The organism is Chryseobacterium sp. (assembly GCF_008831505.1).
Lineage (GTDB): Bacteria > Bacteroidota > Bacteroidia > Flavobacteriales > Weeksellaceae > Marnyiella.
The window spans coordinates 836,374-861,195 of record NZ_CP044507.1 but is presented as its reverse complement, the minus strand read 5'-3'; the positions used below and the strand labels follow the sequence as shown (position 1 = coordinate 861,195).

At 43.7% G+C, this 24,822-nt stretch carries 24 protein-coding genes; 12 read left to right on the top strand and 12 right to left on the bottom strand.

The annotated features are described in order from the left end of the window. Nucleotides 1–236: 236 nt before the first annotated feature. The 5 genes from F7R58_RS04090 (at nucleotide 237) to F7R58_RS04070 (ending at nucleotide 4,578) form a co-directional block, all read left to right on the top strand. Entirely contained in the window at nucleotides 237–605 is a 369-nt protein-coding gene (locus tag F7R58_RS04090) for a PadR family transcriptional regulator (RefSeq protein ID WP_158063673.1), read from the top strand. Nucleotides 606–609: 4 nt separating this feature from the next. Beyond that, complete coding sequence (locus F7R58_RS04085) at nucleotides 610–2,271, top strand: PspC domain-containing protein (RefSeq protein WP_158063672.1); 1,662 nt, start codon at nucleotides 610–612, stop codon at nucleotides 2,269–2,271. Between the two features lie 304 nt (nucleotides 2,272–2,575). After that, complete coding sequence (locus F7R58_RS04080; RefSeq protein ID WP_158063671.1) at nucleotides 2,576–3,148, top strand: 1-acyl-sn-glycerol-3-phosphate acyltransferase; 573 nt, start codon at nucleotides 2,576–2,578, stop codon at nucleotides 3,146–3,148. Between the two features lie 6 nt (nucleotides 3,149–3,154). Further along, nucleotides 3,155–3,589, top strand: coding sequence for a PaaI family thioesterase (locus F7R58_RS04075; protein WP_158063670.1), 435 nt, complete (start codon nucleotides 3,155–3,157; stop codon nucleotides 3,587–3,589). Beyond that, a complete protein-coding gene (locus F7R58_RS04070) occupies nucleotides 3,589–4,578 on the top strand; it encodes a chorismate-binding protein (RefSeq protein ID WP_158063669.1) in 990 nt (329 codons plus the stop codon). The genes F7R58_RS04075 and F7R58_RS04070 overlap by 1 nt, the downstream gene beginning before the upstream one ends. Here the strand turns inward: F7R58_RS04070 and F7R58_RS04065 are convergent. From F7R58_RS04065 to F7R58_RS04025, 9 genes are all read right to left on the bottom strand, one after another. Further along, complete coding sequence (locus tag F7R58_RS04065) at nucleotides 4,562–4,756, bottom strand: hypothetical protein (RefSeq protein ID WP_158063668.1); 195 nt, start codon at nucleotides 4,754–4,756, stop codon at nucleotides 4,562–4,564. The two genes, F7R58_RS04070 and F7R58_RS04065, sit on opposite strands and share 17 nt — an antisense overlap. Before the next feature lie 9 nt (nucleotides 4,757–4,765). Beyond that, the gene (locus tag F7R58_RS04060; protein ID WP_158063667.1) at nucleotides 4,766–5,362 is read right to left on the bottom strand and encodes a MarC family protein; all 597 of its coding nucleotides are present in this window, start codon (nucleotides 5,360–5,362) and stop codon (nucleotides 4,766–4,768) included. Nucleotides 5,363–5,406: 44 nt separating this feature from the next. After that, nucleotides 5,407–7,131 (bottom strand): BatD family protein, encoded by a 1,725-nt coding sequence (locus F7R58_RS04055; protein WP_158063666.1) that lies wholly within the window; start codon nucleotides 7,129–7,131, stop codon nucleotides 5,407–5,409. Further along, nucleotides 7,131–7,835: a tetratricopeptide repeat protein gene (locus F7R58_RS04050; RefSeq protein WP_229723847.1), complete on the bottom strand. Its 705-nt coding sequence runs from the start codon at nucleotides 7,833–7,835 to the stop codon at nucleotides 7,131–7,133. The genes F7R58_RS04055 and F7R58_RS04050 overlap by 1 nt, the downstream gene beginning before the upstream one ends. Before the next feature lie 130 nt (nucleotides 7,836–7,965). Continuing rightward, nucleotides 7,966–8,982, bottom strand: a complete 1,017-nt coding sequence (locus F7R58_RS04045; protein WP_158063664.1) for a VWA domain-containing protein — start codon at nucleotides 8,980–8,982, stop codon at nucleotides 7,966–7,968. A gap of 4 nt (nucleotides 8,983–8,986) precedes the next feature. Continuing rightward, a complete protein-coding gene (locus tag F7R58_RS04040; protein WP_410493615.1) occupies nucleotides 8,987–9,988 on the bottom strand; it encodes a VWA domain-containing protein in 1,002 nt (333 codons plus the stop codon). Nucleotides 9,989–10,000: 12 nt separating this feature from the next. Then, nucleotides 10,001–10,903 carry a BatD family protein gene (locus F7R58_RS04035; RefSeq protein WP_158063663.1) on the bottom strand — a complete coding sequence of 301 codons (903 nt, stop codon included), beginning with the start codon at nucleotides 10,901–10,903 and terminating at the stop codon, nucleotides 10,001–10,003. Nucleotides 10,904–10,920: 17 nt separating this feature from the next. Next, entirely contained in the window at nucleotides 10,921–11,784 is an 864-nt protein-coding gene (locus F7R58_RS04030; RefSeq protein ID WP_158063662.1) for a DUF58 domain-containing protein, read from the bottom strand. Between the two features lie 21 nt (nucleotides 11,785–11,805). After that, nucleotides 11,806–12,810: an AAA family ATPase gene (locus tag F7R58_RS04025; protein WP_158063661.1), complete on the bottom strand. Its 1,005-nt coding sequence runs from the start codon at nucleotides 12,808–12,810 to the stop codon at nucleotides 11,806–11,808. Between the two features lie 227 nt (nucleotides 12,811–13,037). On the opposite strand from F7R58_RS04025, the gene F7R58_RS04020 reads away from it, so the two are divergent. The 7 genes from F7R58_RS04020 to F7R58_RS03990 are packed head-to-tail and all read left to right on the top strand — an operon-like array spanning nucleotide 13,038 to nucleotide 20,067. Next, nucleotides 13,038–13,508: a DinB family protein gene (locus tag F7R58_RS04020; RefSeq protein ID WP_158063660.1), complete on the top strand. Its 471-nt coding sequence runs from the start codon at nucleotides 13,038–13,040 to the stop codon at nucleotides 13,506–13,508. Between the two features lie 2 nt (nucleotides 13,509–13,510). Continuing rightward, the gene (gene rlmB, locus F7R58_RS04015; RefSeq protein WP_158063659.1) at nucleotides 13,511–14,263 is read left to right on the top strand and encodes a 23S rRNA (guanosine(2251)-2'-O)-methyltransferase RlmB; all 753 of its coding nucleotides are present in this window, start codon (nucleotides 13,511–13,513) and stop codon (nucleotides 14,261–14,263) included. A 40-nt stretch (nucleotides 14,264–14,303) separates the two neighbouring features. Next, complete coding sequence (locus F7R58_RS04010; protein ID WP_158063658.1) at nucleotides 14,304–14,891, top strand: hypothetical protein; 588 nt, start codon at nucleotides 14,304–14,306, stop codon at nucleotides 14,889–14,891. Nucleotides 14,892–14,905: 14 nt separating this feature from the next. Next, on the top strand, nucleotides 14,906–15,961 hold the full coding sequence (locus F7R58_RS04005) for a DUF6263 family protein (RefSeq protein ID WP_158063657.1): 1,056 nt from the start codon (nucleotides 14,906–14,908) through the stop codon (nucleotides 15,959–15,961). A gap of 6 nt (nucleotides 15,962–15,967) precedes the next feature. Further along, the gene (locus F7R58_RS04000; RefSeq protein ID WP_158063656.1) at nucleotides 15,968–16,180 is read left to right on the top strand and encodes a hypothetical protein; all 213 of its coding nucleotides are present in this window, start codon (nucleotides 15,968–15,970) and stop codon (nucleotides 16,178–16,180) included. A 20-nt stretch (nucleotides 16,181–16,200) separates the two neighbouring features. Next, nucleotides 16,201–18,753, top strand: coding sequence for a hypothetical protein (locus tag F7R58_RS03995; RefSeq protein ID WP_229723846.1), 2,553 nt, complete (start codon nucleotides 16,201–16,203; stop codon nucleotides 18,751–18,753). Between the two features lie 3 nt (nucleotides 18,754–18,756). Beyond that, nucleotides 18,757–20,067 (top strand): glycosyltransferase family 4 protein, encoded by a 1,311-nt coding sequence (locus F7R58_RS03990; RefSeq protein ID WP_158063654.1) that lies wholly within the window; start codon nucleotides 18,757–18,759, stop codon nucleotides 20,065–20,067. Here the strand turns inward: F7R58_RS03990 and F7R58_RS03985 are convergent. The 3 genes from F7R58_RS03985 to F7R58_RS03975 form a co-directional block, all read right to left on the bottom strand. Next, entirely contained in the window at nucleotides 20,064–20,714 is a 651-nt protein-coding gene (locus F7R58_RS03985; RefSeq protein ID WP_158063653.1) for a hypothetical protein, read from the bottom strand. The two genes, F7R58_RS03990 and F7R58_RS03985, sit on opposite strands and share 4 nt — an antisense overlap. 28 nt (nucleotides 20,715–20,742) lie before the next feature. After that, a complete protein-coding gene (locus F7R58_RS03980; RefSeq protein ID WP_158063652.1) occupies nucleotides 20,743–22,782 on the bottom strand; it encodes a TonB-dependent receptor in 2,040 nt (679 codons plus the stop codon). A 245-nt stretch (nucleotides 22,783–23,027) separates the two neighbouring features. Beyond that, nucleotides 23,028–24,701: a glutamine--tRNA ligase/YqeY domain fusion protein gene (locus tag F7R58_RS03975; RefSeq protein ID WP_158065379.1), complete on the bottom strand. Its 1,674-nt coding sequence runs from the start codon at nucleotides 24,699–24,701 to the stop codon at nucleotides 23,028–23,030. Nucleotides 24,702–24,822 lie beyond the last annotated feature (121 nt).

Genomic DNA, 24,822 nt, shown 5'->3' with positions numbered 1-24,822 from the left:
AAATTACTAAAAATGGATATTATCTGAAATTTTGCTTAAAATTTGATCAAATTTAATTTTAGAATTAAGTACAGTAAAATTTCTTATAAATTTTTTATACTGATAATCAACCACTTAACAGGTAATAACACAATTTTATACTACTTTGTATTGCATATTACTGAATAAATAACATATCTTTGTATTGTTAAGTTATATCAGTTCAGAATTATTAACCAAATCATAACCTCAACTAAATGAATACCGAGAACACGAAAGCGCAGATGCGCAAAGGAATTCTGGAATTCTGCATTTTGAGTCTGATCCATGAGCGCGAGATGTATGTTTCCGATCTCATAGATGAGCTAAAGAAAGGCAGACTGGATGTGGTGGAAGGAACGCTTTATCCGCTCCTCACCCGACTGAAAAACGGCGAATTTCTTTCCTACCGTTGGGAAGAATCTACCGGAGGGCCGCCAAGGAAGTATTATCAGATCACCGAAAAAGGAAACCTGTTTCTGGCTGAACTGTTGACTACCTGGCGCGAGCTGAATGAATCTGTAAACCAAATCACTAAAAACAATCCGACAAGCGGGACTGAAAATCCGTTTCAAGCAAATTCTTAAAACTATGAACAAGACACTCTCAATTGGACTCGCCGGTTTCTCATTTACGATTGAGGAACACGCCTATATAAAACTCAGCGATTATCTGGCAGCCCTAAGAAGTTCTTTGGAGCCTACAGAAGCTGATGAAGTGATGCACGACATCGAAATACGGATGGTCGAAATATTTAAGGAAACCCTTGGCAGACGCGAAGTCATAAATGACGCAGACGTTGAAAAGGTTATATTCCAGATTGGAAAACCTGAAGTAATTGAAGAGCAGGAGGAAGCCTATTATTCTGAAACGAATAATAAAAACAGCCGGAAGGCTTTTGGCAATCCAGGTGCGAAACAGCTGTTCCGTGATCCCGAAAGGCAAAAAATAGCAGGTGTTTGCGCCGGTCTGGCACACTACACTGGTATGGACATCAGTGCGATGCGTGCCATTTGGTTAGGTATAGCCATCCTGGGAATATTTACAGCAGCAATTTCCACCTCACTGATTATACTGATTTATATTATCTTCTGGATTGTCCTGCCTAAAGCCCAAACGGCGGCAGACTTCCTGAAGATGAAAGGCAAACCCATGAATTTTGACAACCTGAAAAGTGAATCCAATAAACTGGTACAGTTTGCCAATGAATCCACGCAGCGTGTAGGGGAAATTTATACCGAGAACAAACCCTATATTAATAATGCAGGAAACGGCATCTGGAACGTAATCCGTTATATACTTGGCGGTATATTCGGGCTCATCGGTCTATCCATGCTGTTGGCCTCAATAAGTGTTTTCGGACTGGCAGGAACCAGTAATATCAATTTCTTTGATAATTTAGGATTTTATCTGCAGGACAGCAACCTGGGATTCCTGGCTATAGCCCTGGCATTCCTGACGGTGTTTATTCCGGCTCTGATCTTCTGCTACCTGGCCATTAAGCTGTTTTCGCCAAGAACTAAACTCAACAATACAGGTTATGTAATTGGCGGACTTGTACTGATCTGGATTGCTTTAGCCGCATTTACAGGAGCAAGTGCAATTAAATACAGCACGCAGTACAGCGGGAATAATGATGAAACAGAGAATGTAGCCATAAATACCACATCGGACTCCATAATGGTAGATGTGAAAAAAGTGGTGATTCCCCAGAATTTTAAATCGTATTGGGATGATATATATTCCGACGGAAAAACAATCTATAAACAGGACTATCCTGATATCCATGTACGCCGTGAAAATGTAGCCGCGCCATACCTGGAAGTGAAGAAGAGAGCAGACGGCTATAATCTGCCACTTAAGGTAAATATTCCCGTAGAAATCGTGAACAATAAGATACTGCTCCCTAACTACTATTCCTATCCCTACGAATACAGGTTCCGTGACTACCGGGTGGATTATGAACTGGTAGTTCCACAAAACATGAGCGTAATTGCACTGAATGATGAGCAGGGCTTTTCACTGAGTGATGACCGGGATGAAGATGACAGGTACGGAAATCAGAACACGGGCAGTAACAGCATCGTAGTATCATCAAACAATGCCGATTCCATAATCGTAAACGGCAAAAAGGTATCCAAAGAAGAGGCAGATCTGATGATTAAAAAGCTGAAGATAGATACCGACAGCATTAAGGATATCAATATCTCCATTAATGGCCAAAAAAAGGTAGTATCCATCAAGACCAGGTAAGAAAGTGATTTGGCAACGGGCAGAGTTTCAAGGCTCCCAGTTCAGGTTTTATCTGCCCGTTCCTTATCAGTCTGATTATTAATTAAAAAATTAGCATCACATGCTTTTTAATTATTAAAAATAAAATTGTAAATTCGTTCCACCAAAACCACAAAAATTTCACCTATGGTACAGCTTGTTTTAGAAATCGTATTTAAGATTGTTTATTTAGTAAGCAGTTTGTTTTAGGAGAGTTAATATTTCAATATATTTGTAAAGTATAGCCTTGCTGGTTATACTTTTTTTGTTTTTAACAATACACTTCATGAAGAAAATTATTGGTGCGCTGGCACTGAAAATGCTGGGCTGGAAAGTGGTTTTACACGGCGATCCAAAAGTTTTGGAACGCTGTATCCTCGTTATTGCTCCCCATACCCACAACATGGAATATATCCTGGGTAACTTCGCATACTGGGCATTGGGCAAACCTCTTAAAATTATCATTAAAGATGAGCACACCAAAAGTTGGTACGGTGGGATCGTAAAGGCTTTGGGGGGTATAGGTATAGACCGCAGCCAGAGAAATGATCTCGTAAAGTTTGTAGGCAGACTGTTCGAAAAGGAAAATTTCAGTCTGGTAATAACACCCGAAGGGACGCGCAGCTGGGTACCGAAATGGCGGAAAGGCTTTTATTATATGGCAATGGAGGCAAAATTACCCATTGTATTGGGAGCAGGTGATTTTAAACGCAATACCGTTTATCTGGGGCATACCATACAATACGAAAAGCTTAAACTAATGAGTTATGAGGAGGTACTGCAGCACATCTCCGACTACTACAAGGAATACGACATAACGCCAAAGGTCCCTGAAAACTGGAACCCAAATATCAGCTGATTTATTATGGAAGACAGCAAAAGAAATGAAATCCTGGACCGGCTGAACAACTGGGGTCGGGAAAATCTTGGAAAAACCCTCAATATACGGTTTACTGATGTTGATGATGAATCCCTAACTGCAGAAATGCCGGTAGAACCCCGTGTGCATCAGCCCTACGGCATCCTGCACGGCGGCGCCAGCGTGGCTCTGGCCGAAACACTTGGCTCATGTCTGTCAGTACTTCATGTAGATATGGAAAAATATGCGCCGGTTGGCACCAATATCAACTCCAACCATCTGCGTGCAATACGCACAGGCACCGTGACCGGAAAAGCCTCCTTCATACGCAAGGGGAATACAGTTCATGTTTCGCAGATTGAAATAAGGGATGCAAAAGGCCACCTTATCAATCATACCACCATGACAAATAATATCATTCTGCACAGCAAGCTTTCATAATGATCTTCCTCAAGTTCCCTTTCCAACCTGAAATTTTCACCGTACAGGGGCCGGAAAACGAGTTTCCGGTAAAGCTTGTTTCATTTGATGAAACTGAGACGGTGCGGTTTGGCGGTAAACTGATGAGGTTATCAAATGATGAAATACTGAGCTCGACCTTTCCGCGGGTTACAGGTGGACCGGATCCTTATTTTCGTTCTGAAAGTAAAGAAGAATACCTGGAAAGGGTGGCGAAAGTAATTCAATTTGTTAGAAAGAATGAAATTCCTAAACTGGTACTCTCCCGGCAGAAATATTTACCGTACAGCAAGCTTTCGGGCAGCGGGGAAATTGATTTTGGCAGAAGCTTTCTGAATCTGTGCAGATCTTATCCTAACGCTTTTGTTTATCTTTTTAATAAAGGGCCGCACTGCTGGATGGGCGCATTTTCTGAACTTTTAGGCAGATTTAACAAAAAGACATCAGTTTTTGAAACCATGAGCCTGGCAGGCACACTTCCTCTGGAGGAAGACTGGACAGATAAGGAAACAGAAGAACAGAGGCCAGTAACGCTGTACATTGCTGAAACGGTTCAGAAATACAGTTCTGAGATATGGATTTCTGAAACATACGATCATCATTCCGGAAACATCAAGCACCTGCGGACAGACTTTAAAGCCAAGGTAAAAAAACATGACCTGGAAGCGCTGATAGCTGAACTTCATCCTACGCCTGCCGTCTGCGGAATTCCGAAAGATTTCTGCCAAAAAGCAATTGCTGCATTCGAAAAGAATCCAAGGTCTTTCTATTCGGGATATATCAGGGTGGAAACAGAAAGTGAAATTCAGTATTTTGTAAATCTTCGGTGCGCGCGCTTCACAGCATCGGGTGTCCACCTGTACGCAGGCGGAGGAATTAATGCGAAAAGTAATCCCGAAAAAGAATGGCAGGAAACTGAACTGAAAGCCGGCGCAGTTTTAAATAACCTTGCAGTTACGGACGCGACCTGAGTTTGCTCCAGGTATGCAGAACAAATACCAAGAGAAGTCCTACGATACCTGCCGAAAGGGAAAATACGTATTTAAGATTATCATCATTCATCAAACCGATATTCCAGTCCACAGCATAGAGGTTAAAACCTATGAATAGGATAAAAAGGACCAGAAATATCTTATAATATAGCTGCATGATTATATATTAAAAATGAACGTAAGTTTGAAATAGCTGCGCAAAGTTAGCGGTAAATAATTTAATGGAGATGGCCAAAAGGATAATTCCGAAAACTTTTTCAATCACCTTTAGAGTTCCGGTACCTAATTTTCTTTCAATCCAGTTTGCGGATTTTAAAACAACATATACAAAAATTGTATTCAATACAATTCCGAATATAATATTGATATCGTGATATTCGGCCTTCAGTGACAGCGTAGTTGTAAGAGTTCCCGCACCGGCGATCAGGGGGAAAGCAATAGGCACAATGGAAGCTGAAGTAGCCTCAGTATTCCTCTGTATCTGCACACCCAGGATCATTTCCAGAGCTATTATAAAAATGACAAATGCACCCGCTATCGCAAACGAATTTACGTCAACACCAATAAAATTAAGGATTTTATTACCCACGAAAAGGAAAACAATCATTAGAAGGCCCGCTACAATAGCTGCTTTCTCTGATTCAATTTTACCGAATTTCTTCTTCAGGCTCACGATGATCGGGATGGATCCGATGATATCGATTACGGCAAACAGAACCATAGAACAGGTTAAAATCTCTTTCCAGGAAAAGTGTTCAAACATTACAGACGCTTTAATAATTTCGCAAAAATATGAAATATTTTTGTTTATTTGTTAATTTGCGAATATAAATTCCGGGTTTCTTCAAGAAGTTCCCGGATGTGCTCGGGGGTATGGACGGGTGCGAACTTTTCCATCTGGATTTTTTGCTGCAAAATACGGTAATTTTCGGCCATATTCTGCCCGAAGGACTGCTCCAGAACAACCTTGAAATCAGCCGTTGTGTTTGTTCCAAAAACCGCACGGAAAGCTGCATCCATTTCTGCCAGCGTTTCAAAGAATCTGTCGTACTGAGCATTATCTGCCAACTGCTGCAGATAAGGAACATATATATCCGTGTCCACAGCCTCCTTTGCTTTTAACTCCCGCTCTGTTTCGGCAATCGTACCTAAATCTTTTTGCTGTTTTGCCGAGCTGGCACCCGCATTTGTCCTGCGGTACTTTCGAAACCACAACAGGCCCAAAGCAGCGGCCAGCAAAAGTCCAAGGTTGATCCATACCGTCTTCCAGTTTACAGTTTTTCTTTCCTCTACGCGCAGATTAGTGGTTTTTATTACAGGATTGTCTACGGTTTCCAGCACGGTATTCGTATAATCATTCACCTTTTCAATGGGAGTGCGCGCTGCCAGTATTTCGTTGTGCGTAAGTGCATCCATCTTCACTTCCCGGCTGCCCAGGTCTACATATTTGCCCGTTTCAGGATTAAAGAAAGAGAATGCATCTGTGGAGACAGTGAGCGGCCCGGGTTTTTGCGGAATAATAAGATAATGTGCCGTAACCTCACCTCTCACTCCGGATTTGGAAACTTTTGTATTTGTAACAATCTTAGGAGTGTAAAAACGGTAGCTTTCCGATTCTCTGATCTTCGGCAGTGTCATATTGTCAAAATTACCCTCACCTCGTAAAGTGAGTGACACTTTCACCGGTTTTTCAACTTCGGCCTTTTCGCCGGAATGTGAAAGCTGGAGCTCAAAATTCCCTACTGCATCTTTAAATCCCGCAGGAGCGGACGGCGGTAAACTTTTAACCTTCAGCCTGGATTTATTTGACAGAATCTTTGAATTACCGGAGGACACCCGTGCACTTACCGGACCGATATCCAACCTCCCCGACTCCGAAGGATAAATCAGAAAAACTGCCAGTACCTGACTGGAAATATTCCCGGCGGGTTCGATTTCTGATTTTTCGGAACTGACCTTGCGAACCGTCAGTTTTATATTGTCAGGTAATTTTATGTCGCGGACTTTGCGGAAACTGTTGAGGTTACGGGAATAGGCGCGTAGGACAGCAACAGTAGGCTGGTTCTTATATACTTCATCCCGGTCCAGCTCCATATTCAAATAGATTTCACTGAAGCTTTTGTCCGCTATGACTTTCTTTTCGGATTCGCTGATGAAGATATCAAAAGGTTCGGTGTGATACAGTTTATCATTGACAATTACCGAAGCCGATCCGATCTTGAGTTTTCCCGTTTTTTTTGGTTTGAGAACATACTGATAAAGGGTCCTGTTCACCCTAAATCCTGATTTTGAGTCGATGAAAGTATTCTGTTCGGAACCGCTCGCTATAACTTCAAACCTGGAAGTATCAAACATACGCAAAGGCGTTTGCTGAATCATGTCCTTTCCGGCAATTTCCAGCAGAATGTTTACCACAATGGGGTCTTCTTCCTTAAAGTCGCGGGTATTTCTGTCGGTAGTAACAACCAGGTTAACCTGCGCATAAGAAAATGCCGCAAAAAAAATAAAAAGTATGGGATAGAATCTAGTCATTACCAATCCTTCTCGTTGCTCTCCGGCATCGAGTACGAATCCTTGTTCAGAATCTTTTTCGCTGTTTCCCGTTCTTTATCTGAAACCCGGTTCAGGATGGCCTCCTGCATGCCTTTGGGCAAAGCTCCGTTATTGTTTTGTTTATCTGGGTTGGGATTATTTCCACTGTTATCCTTGCCTTCACTTTCCGGTCCACTTCCGGCTCCCTGCTGTCCGTCTTTTTTCTGATCACCCTGCCCGGACTGATCCTGCTGTTGCTGACCTTCTCCACCACCGCCCTTGCCCTGGTTCTGCTTATTTTCCTGGTCTTTAAGTTTGGCGATTTCGTAGTTTTTACGTGTCTGCTCGTTGCGTGGTTCCTGCTTAAGGGACTGCTTGTAAAATTCTGCTGCTTTATCAGGCTTATTAAGCTGCATATAGGTATTTCCCAAATTATGCAACGCTGAGGCTTTATCACGCAGATTTTGTGAAAGCTCGCTGGCTTTTTGATATTCTGCGATGGCTTCCTCGTACTTTTTACTGCGGTAGAGTGCATTGCCAAGATTATAATGAGCGGTATAACTGTTCTTATCAGTTTTTACCGCTTCCATAAATGACGATGCAGCAGCTTCGAACTTATTATTTTCGTAAAAACGGTTACCTTCGTGCACCAACGATTTATAGCTTTTTTGGGCGAACACCCAAGTGCCGCAGAAAACTACCATAAATATCGTGATAATGAAGCTCCTAAAATGCATTTTACAAAAATATCCCTTTATCTGTTAATAAAAAGCCACACTTGCGTTAAAGTTAGGTTAAAAGGGGATTCATAGGGCTTTTCAACAAGATTCAGAGCTAAATATTGAGATCCCTCTTAGGATTCAGCAGGTAGATAAGCAGGAACAGCAAAATACTTACAGCGAGAAAATACTGATAAAAAAGAACGGAATTCTGCGACCGAACCATAGTGCCGGAACCCGCACCGCTTTTAGAAAGCGCATCTATGATCTGACCCGACGACTCCTCAAGATTATTACCGTCTATAAAGGCTCCGCCGGATCCCGACGCCATCTTCTCCAGAGCTCGGGTTTGACGTTGGGAAAGTACCGTCTGGCCGGTACGGTCTGTTTTATAACCCATCAGCTGTCCGAAGATATATTCCGGAACCGGTGCTCCCTGCTCAGTTCCTACTCCCACGGATATAACAGATATACCTTCACTTTTTGCCAACCGTACGGCCTTTTCCTCATTTCCTTCGTTATCCTCCCCGTCACTTATCAGAACCACCTTTCGTGACCCTTTTGGTACATTCTTGAATTTGCGGGCCGTTTCCTGCATCGCCTTAAGAAAATCGGTACCCTGGATTTTCATCATGCTGGTTTCAATTCCGCCAATATAGGTTTCTGCGGCTGTATAATCTGTAGTCAACGGCATAATGGAGGTGGCTTCACCGGCAAAGACCACAATCCCTACACGGTCATTAGTCATTTTTTCCATAGTCCGGATCATAATATTCCTGGCCAGGACCAGCCGGTTAGGCAAAACATCTTCGGCATTCATGGAATTGGAAACATCCAGCACAAACATGACATTGTTCATATTTTGCCTGGTTTCCACTTCCTCGCTACCACCACGTAAATCAAGCACCGCCAGTAGCAGGAAAGCAACTGCGGGAATATATAAGACGGGGAAATATTTCCTGAATACCGAGGCCGACTCGAAAAGACGCTCGTGAAATCTGGAATCAGCGAAATTTTGCCTTGCGCGCTCCATCCAGTTGCGGAAGCGGAAAAGCAACAGCAGCACCACCGGAAGCAGCAGCAACCACAACAAGTACCTGTAATCTCCTACACTAAGCTCTTTCCAATCCATTTTCTTAAGTAAACTGTTTGTAAAGCCACCATCTGAGCAGCGCATCTGCCAATAAAATCAACAATGCGAACCACAGCAGGTAAATGTAAAATTCTGTGTAATTATAGAGCTTTGCGGCTTTATTTTCAGATTTTTCCAGGCGGTTTATTTCTTCATAAACCTCACCAAGTGACTCTGTTGAGGTGGCGCGAAAATATTTTCCGCCGGTTGCTGCAGAAATTTCGCGCAACATAGCCTCATCAATTCGCACTTCCGTTTCCGTGAAAACCAAATCGCCAAAAATATCAGTGCCTGTAGGCATCAGCGCATATCCGTTCGTACCGATTCCCACCGCATACACCTTGATGCCGGCGCCCTGCGCCAACTGCGCGGCCAACAGCGGATTCATTGCGTTAGGTATAGTGTTCACCCCATCTGTCATCAGGATAATAACTTTGCTTTTTGCACGGCTGTCTTTCAGGTGGTTTACGGCTACGGACAACCCCTCTCCGATGGCAGTGCCGGGTTCCAGCTCAAGCGGATTAAGAACTGAAAGTTCATCTATAACTACCTGATGGTCGCTGGTAACCGGGACCTTGGTAAATGCTTCACCAGAATAAGTTACCAAACCAAGCCGGTCATTGGGCCGCTTGCCTACAAACTCGATGGCAATCTTTCGAAGCGCTGTAAGACGATCGGGCTCCAGATCGCGGGCCAGCATACTTAGAGAAACGTCTACAGAAAGCATGATATCAATCCCCTTGGTCTCGTCCCGGTCCTGAGAAACTGTAAAAGTCCGCGGCCTGGCCAGGGCAAGGATAAGTGCCGAAAGTATCAGATATTTGGAGATTTTAAGCAGAAAAAAAATAAACCTGGGTCCGCCACTCTGCGGCATTGGCAAAGTGGTAGGAACAGAAATTCCCTGATTCGGTCTTTTACGGATATCACGAACCAGCAATGGAATAAAAAGTAGAAACAGCAGTAAAAAATAGGGGCTGTAAAATTCAAAATTAAAAAAATCCATCATCATATCCGTCAATTATACACCAGACCTTAACTGTTCAGTTTCAAGATCATGGGAAGATCTCTTTACAAATTCCCGGATGTCATTGAAGTCTTTTTCCATCATTTCGCGGTCGGGAAAGGTCTTGGCGAATTTTACAAGATCACCCCTCAGAAAAACGTTTTCCACAATTACTTCATTCTCGGGAGAGATACTGTTGCTGCGTTTCATTACCTCAATCAGGTCGTCCGTAAGCAGGACGTCTGCCGGAATGGCGTACTGTCTGCTGATGAATTTTCGTGTTATATCTATAAGTTCTACATAATAGGAACGGTAGTCGCCACGCTCAATAAACTTCTTTTTCCTGAGTTCCTCCAGTTCCCGTATTGTTCTGTTAGTCATGACCTTGGGCGAGGTCTTTCGGGCTGCCAAATATCTGCGCACCAAAATTATTGTGATTATCAAAATCAAAAGCGCAAGGACTCCAATGATATACCATTTGTACATATCCCAGTAGTCTACCGCATCCAGAGTTACTTCCTTGTTTTTGCGGATGTCATTAATCTCATCGCCTTTCTGGGCAGTATTGACCACTTTTAATTCATAGGGAACAGTCCTCTGCACGCTACCACCAATATTAAATTCAAGTGCAGGAATGGTATACGTTCCCTCCTCAAAAACCGCAAACTGTATAATACGTTCATACCTTTCAGCAGATACCGCAACAGAATCCGAAATCTCTTCAAAATGGAAAGGCAGCAACTCATTCTCCGGCGCGGAATTCACCACTTTACCCTGTAATCCTGAAATATAAACAGTGTAGGTGCCCACTTCACCAAGCGCAAGAGTTTCCTTGTCCACCTTTGATCCCAGAGTCTGGGACTGCACCATGAACCCCAGTAAAATAATAACAAAGAAAACCGACTTTTTTAATATCATATCCAGCAATGAATCTACTACTTTTTCCGGAAATACTGATAAAGGTGTTTGGAATAATCCTCACCGGTATTCATACTTATTAAGCCCGCTGAGGCATTTTCAAAATCCTCCTTCACCACACGCTGTCTCTGTTGCTGTGCCTCAGCAAACTCATAGCGCCATCTTTTGCTCGACGTATTTCCCCAAACCTGCTGTCCGGTTTCGCTGTCCCGAAAGAGTGCATATCCTACATCGGGTATTTCCTTATCCTTATCATCATAGATCCGGATACCGAGCATCTGGTGTTTGCGAGCCACAATTTTCAGCGTGCGGGAATCATACTCATCGTTGAAATCCGAAAACAGAAAAACAAGCGATTTCCTTTTGAAAATGCCCAGCATATACTGCAAGGCAGTATTGAGGTCAGAAGTTGCGGGCACAAAGTCTGCGGTCAGGATATTGGAGATAATTGCCAGGATATGTTTTCTCCCTTTTTGAGGCGGGATCACTTTATAGACTTTATCAGCAAAAAGAATCAGACCTACTTTGTCATTATTGCCCGCGGCCGAGAAACCAACGCTTGCGGCAATCTCAGCTACAAATTCTTTTTTCAGCTGGGTTCTGGTTCCATAATTCATTGACGCCGAAATATCTACGAGAAGCATCATAGTGAGTTCCCGCTCCTCTTCCATTACTTTCACGAAAGGTTCCCGGAAGCGCGCCGTCTTGTTCCAGTCTATGCGCCGGATCTCATCGCCGAACTGATAAGGTCTCACTTCAGAAAAGGTCATCCCCTGGCCTTTAAAGGCGCTGTGATACTGGCCCATAAGTGTGGCTTCGGACTTTTTTCGGGTCCGGATTTCAATCTGCTTTACTTTCCTTATAATATCTCTGATCTGCACGCCTTCGGATAATTTAGAAAATTAGGGGGCCTGGATGCGTGCCAGGATGCGGTCCACCACCTCATCGGAAGTTACCTCTTCAGCCTCTGCCTCAAAACTAAGTCCTATCCTGTGGCGAAGGATGTCCTTGGCAACATCTTTCACATCTTCAGGAATGACGAAGGCACGGTTTTTCAGGAATGCCATGGCGCGGGATGCTATGGCAAGGTTAATGGATGCACGCGGTGAGGCACCGAAGCTGATGAAATTTTTCAGTTCACCCAGTCCGTATTTGTCCGGGTAGCGTGTGGCAAAAACCATATCAAGGATGTATTTTTCAATCTTTTCATCCAGATAGATCTGGTTGATGAGCGTTTTGGCCTCAACGATATTGTTCAGGCTGATTACCGGCCGGATTTGCGGCTGATGCGATGTTGCTACCATCTTCATGATTTGTCTCTCATCTTCAAGCGAAGGATAATCGATGCGGCATTTCAGCATAAAACGGTCACTTTGTGCTTCGGGCAAAATATAAGTACCCTCCTGATCAATAGGATTTTGCGTAGCCAGAACCAGGAATGGCTTAGGCAAGGCCATTGTTTCATCGCCTATGGTTACCTGTTTCTCCTGCATCGCTTCCAGCAAGGCCGACTGAACTTTAGACGGTGCACGGTTAATCTCATCAGCTAAAACAAAGTTGGCAAATATAGGTCCGCGCTTTATGGAGAAATCATTCTCTTTTATGTTGTAGATCTGGGTACCGATGACATCTGCAGGCAAAAGGTCAGGCGTAAACTGTATACGGGAGAATTCGCCCTGAACAGCATCAGCCAGCGTTTTAATTGCCAGGGTTTTAGCTAGGCCGGGAACACCCTCAAGCAGAACATGTCCGTTGCCAAGAAGGCCAATTAGAAGCCGGTCTATCATATATTCCTGACCGATGATGGCTTTGTTGATTTCCTGCTTTAAAAGTGAAAAAAAGTAGTTCTGCTCCCTAACTTTTTCTGTTAACTGCTTTATGTCTTCTGCCTGATGTAATTCTGACATATGATTTTTTGTATTTGACGGTAAATTTCTGATAATTTCACCACACCAATCAACACATTCGGTGCCAGCTACAAGTTAAAGTTTGTTAATCTTTGAACTGCGGATCCCAACAGGAACTGTTTTCTGTAGATAAGAGACGCATAAACTCTACAAATCTCTATTGTAACATCATTACAATTGCGTTTTCAGTTTAATACACTATTTTTGACAATTAAAGTTATTCGCAGATGAACTATCACTTTCAGGCCCACCGCCAGGTACGGAGTAACCTGCTTGAAATCCTGCAGGAAACCTCAATCCAGGATCTCACCCTGATTCCGGATGGATTCAACAATAATATTTACTGGAATATTGCCCACACCGTGGCTACCCAGCAGTTGCTGTGCTATTATCTGAGCGGAAATCCATTCAGGATAGATAAATACTGGATAGAGAATTATAAGAAAGGAACTTTGCCCAATATGGACCTGCAGCAGTCGGAGGTGGAGGACCTGGCTTTCCTGCTTACAGAAACTTCCAGGATATTGATGAAGGATTATGATGCCGATTTTTTTTCGGAATATACACCATATACCACCAGTTTTGGTCTGGACCTGAAAAACATTCAGGATGCAATTATCTTTAACAATATGCACGAAAGTCTCCATTTCGGATATGTGATGGCACAGAAGCGCGCCATCTTAGGAGAAAAATTTTAGTTATGACAGACAGGAAAGACGATTTTATATTCGGCCTTAGGCCGGTTATTGAAGCTATTGAAGCAGGTAAAACCATCGATAAGATTTTTATGCAGAATGCCCTACAGGGTGAAATCTATCATGAACTGAAGCAGCTGCTTGCGAAGCACAAAATCAGGCCCAACTATGTACCCGTAGAAAAACTGAACCGTTTTACAAGGAAGAACCATCAGGGCGTGGTGGCATTTATTTCAGATGTTCCTTTTGAAACTATACAGGATGTCCTTCCACAACTTTTTGAAGACGGAAAGACCCCTTTCCTGCTGATACTGGACCGCCTGACCGATGTAAGAAATTTTGGTGCAATATGCCGCACGGCGGAATGCACAGGGGTGGACGCCATTATTTTACCGGAAAAGGGCGCGGCGCCAATTAACTCGGACGCTATTAAAACTTCAGCGGGTGCCATTTACAATATTAAAATCTGTAAAGAAAAAAACCTGGCACATACAGTGGATTTCCTGCAGCAATCAGGCGTCATGGTGTACGCAGCAACAGAAAAAGCGTCAAAATTGGTGTACGACGCAGACTTTTCTGTGCCTTGTGCCGTTGTAATGGGTAATGAGGAAACAGGTATTTCCAAGGAAGTCCTGCATCATTCAGATGAGAAAATAAAACTGCCGATTGAAGGTAAAACCCAGTCACTGAACGTATCCGTAGCCTGCGGTGCAATTTTGTATGAGGCAGTAAGACAGAAAATAATCTCCGGAAATTAAATCCGAATATACCCGGAAGCCCGGAACTATATTATAAAAAATGGGAAAATATATCAAATCACTCTCAGCATTGGCGTTATTTACGGCCTGCACACTCAGTTCCGCGCAGATAAGGTCTGGAGAAGATCCGACAAAAATAAAAAGTAAAGGGTTTTCAAAAACAGCCAATCCTTTTACGCATTATCTTTATAAGAACGGTTTCCGAGATTATACGGTCACTAAGATTGAAACCAAGACCGAAACAGAAACCAAAAGCTATAACGAACTGCGCTTCCACAGCGTTAATTCGCAGAATTACACCAAGATCTTGATGTACAACGCATTTGGACCCTGGCACCGTGCCATGGAATCCACTGACAATAACTATACTTTGGTCTGGCGTGACGTAAAGCTTTTGCCGGGTTCCGCGGAAAAATTCACCGTTTTCACAAACGGAGTACGCAGTTTCCGGTATATGTATGCGGCAGTCAATGTATTTGATTCCGAAAACAGGGACTGCCTGGCCGAAGGTCATCCAATGCGTGAAAAACTGATCAGGCATTTTTCAGAAAAGATCTGGAACCTGGGCGACAGCAAGGCTTTTGACGAAGCCTGGAGCAGGTATCTACTCACACAAAAAGACAATTAAATACTATCAATTATATGAAAAACATCGTAACCCTTGCGTTGATATCTGCAGCGCTGGTTGCCTGTAAAAAGGAAAGTAAGACCATCACAAAAATAGACCCCACAACCGGAGATACTGTTCGCATTGAGGTTAATGCAGAAGATTCTGCAAAAGTAGCAAAAGAAATGGCGGCTATGGCCGCTATAAAAGACTCAGCGGGTGTATTTACTCAGACTCTGAAACTGGAGCAGGGAAAAACGTATCCCTTCATCACCCAGCAAAAAGATGTTGCCACCACCACTCTGCCCGATGGGAAATCGCAAAGTATGACGCGTGAGAATACGGATGAAATTAACTTCACTGTAAACAGTTTCAAAGATAAGGTGTATGACCTCACAATAAATTTTGTTTCCAAAAAAACCTCTCAGTCCGCGCAGGGCAAGACGCAGTCTGTGGATACCAAAGCGGCGGCACCGAAAGATGAAGCACTGAAAAACAGATGGGTAATAGACAAGGCCATGACTGGCAATAAACTCAACATGAAAATTGAAGAAAGCGGAAAGATTTTATCAATTACAGGCTTTGAACCTATCTACGCAAAATTCTCTACCACTGTGAACGGACTGACAAAGGATGCCAATGAAAGAAAGGCCATCCTGGAACAGCTTAAAGCTTCGTTCAATGAGGAAGTGCTTCGGGATCAGTTTTCGAAAAACATTTTCATCATGCCAAAAAAAGGCGCCAAAATCGGAGAAAAATGGACAGTTTCAGAAAACGCTTCACCAGACGGTAAAATTAAAATCGCTTCCCACTACACATTGAAAAGTGTGAAAGACGGTGTGGCTGAAATCACAGTTTCCGGCGGAATACCTAAGCAGCAGCAAAAGGAAACACAGGGCGGTATCACCCAATCGCTGAGCTCCGAACTATCACAGAACGGAACGTACCGCTTCGACGTAAACTCCGGTTGGATACTGGGTCAGAACATCAACGTGAAGACCGCTCAAAGCCAGACCTTCAGCGATGGCAAGAAGTCCGAAACCATGAAAAACACGACCAATTCCAATGTAATTGTAAATCCGGGTAAATAAAAGTTCATGAAATTCATTCTTTTAACGATACTAAGCACCATTATTATCTTTTTTGTGTGGAACATCATGAAAAAGATATTTTTCACCAAATTTTACGGTAACCTGCCGCCACGCCCCGATACTCATACCGCAAAAAGCGGCAAAGTTGAGCAGAAGGTAAAATGGGATGCCGAAACTGTTGATTATGAAGAGGTGAAAGATAAGGAATCAAATAACTGATTTATTGATAAATAGAGATAATGGCAAAGAATAAGAACCTCATTTACATTGCAGGCTGCCTGTTACTTTTCATCATACTTGGTTTTCTGTACGCCAATCCTGTAATTTCAGGGAAACAGCTGTTCCAGCATGATATTGTGCAGTATAAAGGCGGTGCCAAGGAACTGCTGGACCACCGCGAACAGCATGGCGAAGAAACCTACTGGAGCAACAGTATGTTTGGCGGGATGCCTACCTATCAGATGGGCTCGCAGTTCCGCGGAGACCTAATAAAGCAGGTGGATAATATTTTGATGTTCCTGCCCAAGCCGGTTAATTATCTCTTCCTTCTTTTTTCAGGGTTCTTCCTTTTGGGCATGGTTACGGTCCGCAACTGGAAATATGCGCTGCTGGGATCGCTGTTTTTTGGTCTTTCCACCTATTTCTACATTATTATTGCGGCCGGACATAACGGAAAAGTTCACACCATTGCCTATTTTGCCCCATTGCTGGCGGGTATCCTCCTCGTTTACATCCGGAGGAAATACATTTTAGGCTTTATTGTTACAGCTCTGTTTATGGGTCTTCAGATGGCTGCAAACCATCCCCAGATGACCTACTACCTGTTTATCGCTTTAGGCTTCCTCTTCCTTTCTGAACTTTTACGTGCAGCAATGGGGAAAACCGACTGGAGACATTTTGGAATTTCCACCGGTGTGTTGGCGCTCGCATTCGCGCTGGGCGTGGGAATGAATTCACAGCGGATCATGGCGAATGCCGAATACGTAACAGAAACCGTGAGGGGAAAACAGATCCTGACCAATGAAACGCATACGGCCGATAAGTCCGGGATGGACAAAGAAAGCATGCTGATGTGGAGCTACGGCAAACTGGAAACCTTTAACCTTTTCATTCCAAGGCTTATGGGCGGCGGAAGCAACGAAAAAGAAGGTGAAAAAATGATGGGCGACATCCAGCAACTTGTGCAAGAAAATGCCCGCTCGCAGGCCGAAGTAGATAATATTGTTAAAGGTTTGGCCAGTGCCACCTACTGGGGCGAGCAACCCGGTACTTCCGGCCCGGCCTATCAGGGTGCTATCGTAATTTTCCTGGCCATCCTTGGATTCTTCTTTGCATGGAAAAAATACCGTTACTGGATACTGGGCGCTTCTGTGCTTACCATTATGCTGGCCTGGGGCAGTAACTTTATGATCCTGTCTGACCTGTTTATTGATTTTGTACCTTTTTATAACAAATTCCGGGCACCCTCTTCCATTCTGGTAGTGGTGGAACTTCTGTTTCCCCTGGTTGCGGTTATCGGCTTGTACAGATTTTACAAAGATGAAGAACTGGACGAAGACTATAAAAAGAAAATCCTTACCACTGTAAGTAGTGTGGTGCTGGGACTTCTTGCTTTGCTGTTGGTGTTCGGCAAATCCGTCTTAGGCTTCCACACAGCCACCGAGAAAACATACCTCCCTCCCTATCTGCTGGATTATCTGGTTGATGAAAGATTCAAGATGTTCCGCACCGATGCCCTGAAAGCATTTCTATACGTTGGAATTTGCGCCGGAGTGCTGTTCCTTTCTTTAAAGAAAAAAATCGGCCAGAATATCGCACTGATTATCATCGGGGCCGTAAGTATGCTGGATCTGTGGAGCGTGAATACGCGCTACCTGAACGGTGAGAATTTTGTTGATGCGGCTTTCGCCGAAAATCCTTTCCAGACCGAAGTTTCTGAACTTATGGTTGAAAAAGTGGGCGATAACCGTGAGCTACAGTCGTTACTGATGAATGCGAACGTAAACAAAACCCTGGAAACCATCGCTGAACGGGACAAAGGACATTACAGAATTTACAACCAGACCATCAATCCATTCGGTGAAACCAACACCTCCTATTTCAAAGCCTCAGTTGGTGGCTATCATGCCGTAAAACTGCGCCGTTATGACGATTTGATTGGCGAATATTTCAGCAAAATGGATACGGTAAAGATTCCAAGGATCCTGAATATGCTCAACACCAAATATATGATCTTTGGTGATCCTCAAAACCCTGAAGCAGTTCCGAACCCGGAGGCCAACGGTAATGCCTGGTTTGTATCTGATGTAAAATTCGTGAATACTCCCAACGAGGAGATCAAGCTTATCGGTGAGGTAAATACGAAACAGACTGCCATCGTTTCCTCTGCAGACCGTGAGTATTTTGACGGGAAACCAATAGCTGCCGACAGTACCGGCATCCTGAAACTGACCGGCTACCGTGCGGATGCACTGGAGTTCCGCACGGAAAGCAAGACGCCACAACTGGCGGTTTTCTCCGAGATCTACTACCCGAAAGGCTGGAAAATGTTCATTGACGAGAAAGAAGTTCCATACATCAAAGCCAATTACCTGCTGAGGGCGGTTTACGTTCCCGCCGGAGTTCATACAGTTCGTATGGTTTTTGAACCGGAAGTAATACAGACCGGAAAACTGGTTTCAATGATTTGTTTTGGAATATTCCTGCTGCTAAGTATAGGTGGTATTTACTTTCTTTTCAGAAATAAAAACAACGGCAATCCGGCAGACTACGTTAAGAATGTAAATCAGTAAACTTTGGCGTTAAAAAAGATTCTTATCATCACCTACTACTGGCCACCCGCGGGTGGTCCGGGTGTGCAGCGCTGGCTGAAATTCGCAAAATACTTACCTGAAAACGGCTGGACACCTACTGTTTTTACGCCTGATAATCCCAGCTATCCAATTGTTGATGATACATTGGAAAAGGAAGTTTCAAAGGACCTTCAGATTATAAAAACTAAAATCTGGGAACCTTATCAACTGGCTGAGATCTTCGGTAAGGAGAACAAAAAATTTAAAGCCGGCCAGTTCGACGTGGGAACAAACCAAAACTGGAAGTCCAGACTTTCCATCTGGGTCAGGGGAAATTTCTTTATTCCGGATGCCCGCGTTTTCTGGGTGAAACCTTCGGTGAAATACTTGAGGAAATATTTGGAGCAAAATCATTTTGACGCAATAGTGACCACCGGTCCCCCGCACTCACTGCACCTGATCGGACTTGAGCTCAAAAAAACATTTCCAAAACTGACCTGGATTGCCGATTTCCGCGACCCCTGGACCGAAATCTCCTATTACAGACATCTTAAACTTACCCCCGCGGCCGACAGGAAACACCGTAAACTGGAAAAACAGGTTTTTGAAGCAGCTGACATCACTTTGGCTACGAGTTATACCGATGCCGAAAATTTCAGAAAAAAAGGAGCCAATTCCTTCTGTATTACAAATGGTTTTGATGGGATGGCAACGAGCAATAGAGAACGAAACCAGAAATTCACACTGAGCTATATCGGTGTTTTGGAACAGTTGAGAAATCCTGAAATCCTGTGGGATGTGCTGGAGGATTTAATAAAAAATGATATGGAATTCCGAAGCAAATTTGAACTCAAATTTGTGGGCCGGATTGATCATAAGATACTCTCGCACATTGACACTCTGGAGCTTAATAAATATGTACGTAACCTTGGATATCTGAACCATGCTGCCTCCCAGAATGAAATGCAGTCATCCGACCTCTTGCTCATCACCAATTTTCCGGATGAGCAGTCGCGCGGTATAATTCCGGGTAAGATTTTTGAATATCTGGCAACAGGAAACAGCATACTTTCATTTGGACCAGAAAACAGCGATGTAATGAGTATCCTGAATGACACAGGCGCCGGCCGGCATCTTCCATACCATGTTACTCCATCGGAAATCAAACAGTTTATTTTATCTGAATTTAATAAATGGAAAGATAGTGATGATGTCCCTGCGGAAAGCCGCGAAGTATCTAAATTCTCCAGGAAAAAACTTACTGAGCAACTGGCGAAGCTGCTGGAAAGTAGTGTTGGGCGATCAACTTTCTAGATAGTCCACTCGTCATTAATAACAGCAACAACATAATATCTGCCGTTAAATTCCTCAAAGACCAGCCGCAGGGAATTCCAGTCCATGCCACCGTACTTTTCTGAGCCCTCTATGTAATTTTCAGTAAAGGGAAGATCAGGGTAAATATCTTTCAGGTTATTCAGTGAGTTACCGGTTCCGCGAAATGTATTTTCATAAAATTTTGCCGAGGCGAAATCACGCTTATATACCCACTTTTCGAGGTAAGATTTCAGCGTAGTGACATACAGTTCACCAGTACCGTCTTTTTCACCAAAAGTAAACTTCACTTCAGAGTTTATATATCTTCGGTAATCGCTCAAGCTGAAGATCTTGTCTTTATCGGGCTTTACATAGGCGTACATGGAAAACCTCACCCCTTTTTCAGGATGGATAAATGAGCTGAGTTCCCAATATTTTTTCTGCTGAAGTAATTCAAGAAACCGTTCGTTTGTCTTTCTAACGGAAAGATTTTCCGAAACCGCCACCATTTTTTCTGAGCTGACCTGAAGGGTATCTGTTTTTACGACGGCTGAGTCATGAACGGAATGGCCCGTTGAAGATTCTGTACTGTCTTTTCCGCAACTGAGCAAAGTGATGCAGGCAATTATGAGCAGGAGTTTTTTCATAATGCTGAGCATGCAAAAACCATGGCAATCAGAAACGGAAACGTATGCCGGCCAACACATTCCTTTTAGCTGCCGGATTGTAAAAACGGTTGCCAAATGCATTGATATCATGGCCCAGACTGTAAGATTTATTGTAAAGGTTCATGACTGAAAGACTCAACTCCGCCTTAAAAACCGTGTTACTCCATGGGTAACTTACAGTAATATTTGAAATAAGAGAAGGTTCAGAAAAAACGGTATTGCTGTCATTAAGTGCGATTTCAGAAATGTAGAAGTGGGCCAAATCAATACCAAGGTTTCGGGCAAACTTCAATGTTAACAGACTTTGCACTGTTTCCATGGGTACGCCGGTAAGTTTGTTGCCGGAATAATCGTTTTCATTCTGTTTGTAGTCTATAAAACGGAAATCATAAAAACTGCCGGCCAGCCAAAACTTAACAGACTTCAAAAACGGAGTATTCATTTGAAACGGCTTAGTTTCTAGCACCGCTTCCAGACCCTGTTGCGACGTAGAACCCGCATTGATGAAATATTCCTGTCCACCTTTGGTCTGGCGCCGCACAATGGCATCTTTCAGACGAAAATCAAAGATGCCTGCTTCCAGATAAATACTGTTTCCAAACTGTTTGCGCATTCCAACCTCCACGTTCCAGCCATATTCCGCCGCCAGATCTGAATTATACTGCTGGGCCGAAGACCTCAGCTCTTCTATGGTGGGTGCCGAGTTGCCCTTGCTGACTTTGGCCCGAACAGTCCAATCCGGCATTATGAGATAAGCTATTCCGAGGCTCGGCAGAAATTCATTCTTCAATTGTCTGCTGGCTGCTACCGTTTCCGGTAAAATCCCTTGCCAACGGTATTGTGTCATGTTGAGGCTCAGTGAAGCATCTATAAAAAAACGGTCGGACAATTCTGCTTTCTGACTTAGGTAGATAAAGCCGCTCCGCGCAAAAATATCATCAAAGTTTTGAGCAGAGCCGGGAACTCCCGCTTCATTGTCAAAATTTCTGATCACTGATTTACTCCCACCACCTTCCGCACCCAACCTTGTCTGAAAAAAGTTCGCGCCAGCAGATGTTTCAAAATTCAGATACGTCCGGTAGGCCAAATTCCTTTCGTAACGCTGCTCATAATTCGTAATGAATGGATTCTTAAAATCATTGTAAGAACCCTGAACCGCCATGAAATGGCTGATCTTGGGTGTTATCCGGTAGCGATGGGAAATTCCTGTGAGCACCATATTATTATATATACCCGCCATCTGATCCACAGTGCCCGGTAGGGTTGCGGTACCGGGTCTTGCCTGGCGCCTGTCCTTGGTCATCTGTTCCAGTGTAAGGCCCCCCGGGGTTTCATAATGCAGGTTTGAACTCAGCAGCATAAGACCAATGCTTCCTTTGCCTGAATAGCTTAACCTGTCTGTAAGATAGATTAGCTTTCTTTCCAGAGCCGACTGTTCCCGGTAGGACTGGGTGGTCTGGTAGCCGCTAAATAACTGATAAGTGTGTTTCCCGAATTCACCGGCAAACCGGAGACTTCCTTTAAAATTATTAAATTCTCCACCGGAAATGCGAGCGCTTCTATCACTTTTCCCCTGCGTGTTTAACTGTACAGTGCCACCTGTGACAGAACCAAATTCGCCGCCTTCCGGACCTTTATATACCTCAATTCTGCTTATCATTTCCGGATCAAGGACGTTCAGGTAGGTATTACCACTTACATCGGTGAGAAGAAATTCTTCCAGATATACCTTTACATTGCGTACACCAAAGGGGGACCGTAATGAACTGCCGCGAACCGAAAGACGGTAACTGCCGGGCGAGCGCTCCTCCATACGGGCACCGGGCAGCAGGTTAACAGCCTCCATCAGCCGGTCGGGCGCATTTTGATTAAGGAAATTCTGCCCCGCGACGGAAACTGATTTTGTGGACGCGAGAAGTGCAACCGGTTTACGGTAAGCCTCAATACTTACTTCAGATATCAACTGTGCAGAATCACGGCTTTGTGCGCCCAGGGCAGATGAAAAAGCCGTACACAAAGCCACGGTAGAGGTGAAAATTTTATTCATGAAATTTGGTTACAGATTCAGGATAACATCCTTAACATATCGTTCTTAAAAATTTAAAGTAATACAATTTGGGCTTGATTAGGAAATTACTATCTTTATACCACAAAAACATACGATTATGAAAAATTTAATTTACACAAAAATGCGCGTTGGCTATAGGCTGATGTTCAGAAAATTACGGCAGCAGCTTTTCGTAAGAGGCACCGTTTAATACTAAAAAACTCCGGAAAATCCGGAGTTTTTTTTTATGAAGGTTTATAACCGTCCTTTAAGGTAACCGTACGGTTGAAGACCAGTCGTTCAGCCGAAGAATCTCTGTCTTTGGTGAAATATCCAATCCGCTGGAACTGATATGGCTGTCCCGTCTGCGCCTCCTTGAGGCTCGGCTCCGCAAAACCCTCTACAATTTTAAGACTGTCAGGATTTACGAATTCCATAAAATCCGATTCTTTTTCTGCATCCGGCTGTGGCACCGTAAACAGCCTGTCGAAGATACGGACTTCAATTGGCAAAGCATGCTTCGCCGACACCCAGTGAAGCGTTCCCTTCACTTTCCTAAGGCTTTCCTCAGTGCCGCTACCTGATTTACTCTGCGGTTCATAAGTGGCGTATATAGTTGTGATCTCGCCGTTTTCATCTTTATCCACACGCTCAGCTTTTATGATATAAGCGGATTTTAAGCGTACTTCACCTCCAAGCTTGAGCCTGAAGAATTTCTTATTGGCTTCTTCCTGAAAATCTTCGCGTTCGATATATAATTCCCTGGCGAAAGGTACCTGGCGTGTGCCGGCATCTTCCTGCTCAGGATTGTTTTCTGTTTCCAGCCATTCTTCACCGTCTTCCGGATAATTTTCAATTATAAGTTTCACCGGATCAACAACGGCCATTACGCGGGTAGCAACTTTATTAAGGTCTTCACGTACGGAAAATTCCAGAAGTTGGATATCTATCAGGTTCTCTCTTTTGGCCACACCCACCCTTTCAATGAAATTCCTGATGGATGCCGGCGTATACCCCAGCCTGCGCATACCCGAAATTGTAGGCATCCGTGCGTCGTCCCAACCGGTAACCACATTTTCAGCAACCAAACGCTGGAGTTTTCTTTTTGACGTTATCATGTACGATACATTCATACGTGCAAACTCCCGCTGCTTGTTCCGGACCGTATTTTCCTCATAAACCTGATCCAGGTACCAATCATAGAGCGGCCGGTGGTTTTCGAACTCCAGTGAGCACAGTGAATGGGAGATCTGTTCTATATAATCAGATTCACCGTGAGCCCAGTCATACATGGGATAAATTTTCCATTTATCACCTGTTCTGTGGTGCGGACGCTTCAGGATGCGGTACATAACGGGATCACGCATATTCATATTGGGCGATTTCATATCGATCTTTGCGCGCAGTGACATGGCTCCTTCGTCAAACTCACCGTTTTTCATACGCGCGAAAAGGTCCAGGCTCTCTTCGGCCGGACGGTTGCGGAACGGAGATTCTATTCCGTCTTCAAAAGGATTTTTACGCTGCGCAGTAATATCCTCTGATGATTGTTCATCCACATAAGCCTTGCCCTCTCTGATCATCTGAACAGCCCACTCATAAAGCTGATCAAAATAATCTGAGGCATAAAGTTCCTTATCGTATTTAAATCCTAACCAGTCAATATCTGCCTTTATAGCATCTACAAATTCCTGTTCCTCTTTTTCCGGGTTGGTATCGTCAAATCTAAGGTTAACGGGCGCATTGTATTTTTCGCCCAACCCGAAATTGATGCATATGGCTTTTGTGTGTCCCACGTGCAGATAGCCGTTGGGTTCCGGCGGGAAGCGGAACCTCAGTTTTTCTTTCGGCAGACCGTTGGCCAGATCCTCTTCTATAATTTGCTCAATAAAGTTCAGCGGTTTTTTTTCTTCGTCCATGGATATGATTGTTCCCACAAATTTAAGCAAAAAAAGGGTTTATAAAACAGTCCCACATATGAAGTACCAGCTGCTTTCAACAGATACATTCAGCTAATTCTTAACCTGACATAATATGGGA

Bases quoted from the DNA above. Each gene is read 5' to 3' on its own strand.
- F7R58_RS04090 (WP_158063673.1), top strand. From the start codon at position 237: ATGAATACCGAGAACACGAAAGCGCAGATGCGCAAAGGAATTCTGGAA.
- F7R58_RS04085 (WP_158063672.1), top strand. From the start codon at position 610: ATGAACAAGACACTCTCAATTGGACTCGCCGGTTTCTCATTTACGATT.
- F7R58_RS04080 (WP_158063671.1), top strand. From the start codon at position 2,576: ATGAAGAAAATTATTGGTGCGCTGGCACTGAAAATGCTGGGCTGGAAA.
- F7R58_RS04075 (WP_158063670.1), top strand. From the start codon at position 3,155: ATGGAAGACAGCAAAAGAAATGAAATCCTGGACCGGCTGAACAACTGG.
- F7R58_RS04070 (WP_158063669.1), top strand. From the start codon at position 3,589: ATGATCTTCCTCAAGTTCCCTTTCCAACCTGAAATTTTCACCGTACAG.
- F7R58_RS04065 (WP_158063668.1), bottom strand. From the start codon at position 4,756: ATGCAGCTATATTATAAGATATTTCTGGTCCTTTTTATCCTATTCATA.
- F7R58_RS04060 (WP_158063667.1), bottom strand. From the start codon at position 5,362: ATGTTTGAACACTTTTCCTGGAAAGAGATTTTAACCTGTTCTATGGTT.
- F7R58_RS04055 (WP_158063666.1), bottom strand. From the start codon at position 7,131: ATGACTAGATTCTATCCCATACTTTTTATTTTTTTTGCGGCATTTTCT.
- F7R58_RS04050 (WP_229723847.1), bottom strand. From the start codon at position 7,835: ATGGTAGTTTTCTGCGGCACTTGGGTGTTCGCCCAAAAAAGCTATAAA.
- F7R58_RS04045 (WP_158063664.1), bottom strand. From the start codon at position 8,982: ATGGATTGGAAAGAGCTTAGTGTAGGAGATTACAGGTACTTGTTGTGG.
- F7R58_RS04040 (WP_410493615.1), bottom strand. From the start codon at position 9,988: ATGATGGATTTTTTTAATTTTGAATTTTACAGCCCCTATTTTTTACTG.
- F7R58_RS04035 (WP_158063663.1), bottom strand. From the start codon at position 10,903: ATGATATTAAAAAAGTCGGTTTTCTTTGTTATTATTTTACTGGGGTTC.
- F7R58_RS04025 (WP_158063661.1), bottom strand. From the start codon at position 12,810: ATGTCAGAATTACATCAGGCAGAAGACATAAAGCAGTTAACAGAAAAA.
- F7R58_RS04020 (WP_158063660.1), top strand. From the start codon at position 13,038: ATGAACTATCACTTTCAGGCCCACCGCCAGGTACGGAGTAACCTGCTT.
- rlmB (WP_158063659.1), top strand. From the start codon at position 13,511: ATGACAGACAGGAAAGACGATTTTATATTCGGCCTTAGGCCGGTTATT.
- F7R58_RS04010 (WP_158063658.1), top strand. From the start codon at position 14,304: ATGGGAAAATATATCAAATCACTCTCAGCATTGGCGTTATTTACGGCC.
- F7R58_RS04005 (WP_158063657.1), top strand. From the start codon at position 14,906: ATGAAAAACATCGTAACCCTTGCGTTGATATCTGCAGCGCTGGTTGCC.
- F7R58_RS04000 (WP_158063656.1), top strand. From the start codon at position 15,968: ATGAAATTCATTCTTTTAACGATACTAAGCACCATTATTATCTTTTTT.
- F7R58_RS03995 (WP_229723846.1), top strand. From the start codon at position 16,201: ATGGCAAAGAATAAGAACCTCATTTACATTGCAGGCTGCCTGTTACTT.
- F7R58_RS03985 (WP_158063653.1), bottom strand. From the start codon at position 20,714: ATGAAAAAACTCCTGCTCATAATTGCCTGCATCACTTTGCTCAGTTGC.
- F7R58_RS03980 (WP_158063652.1), bottom strand. From the start codon at position 22,782: ATGAATAAAATTTTCACCTCTACCGTGGCTTTGTGTACGGCTTTTTCA.
- F7R58_RS03975 (WP_158065379.1), bottom strand. From the start codon at position 24,701: ATGGACGAAGAAAAAAAACCGCTGAACTTTATTGAGCAAATTATAGAA.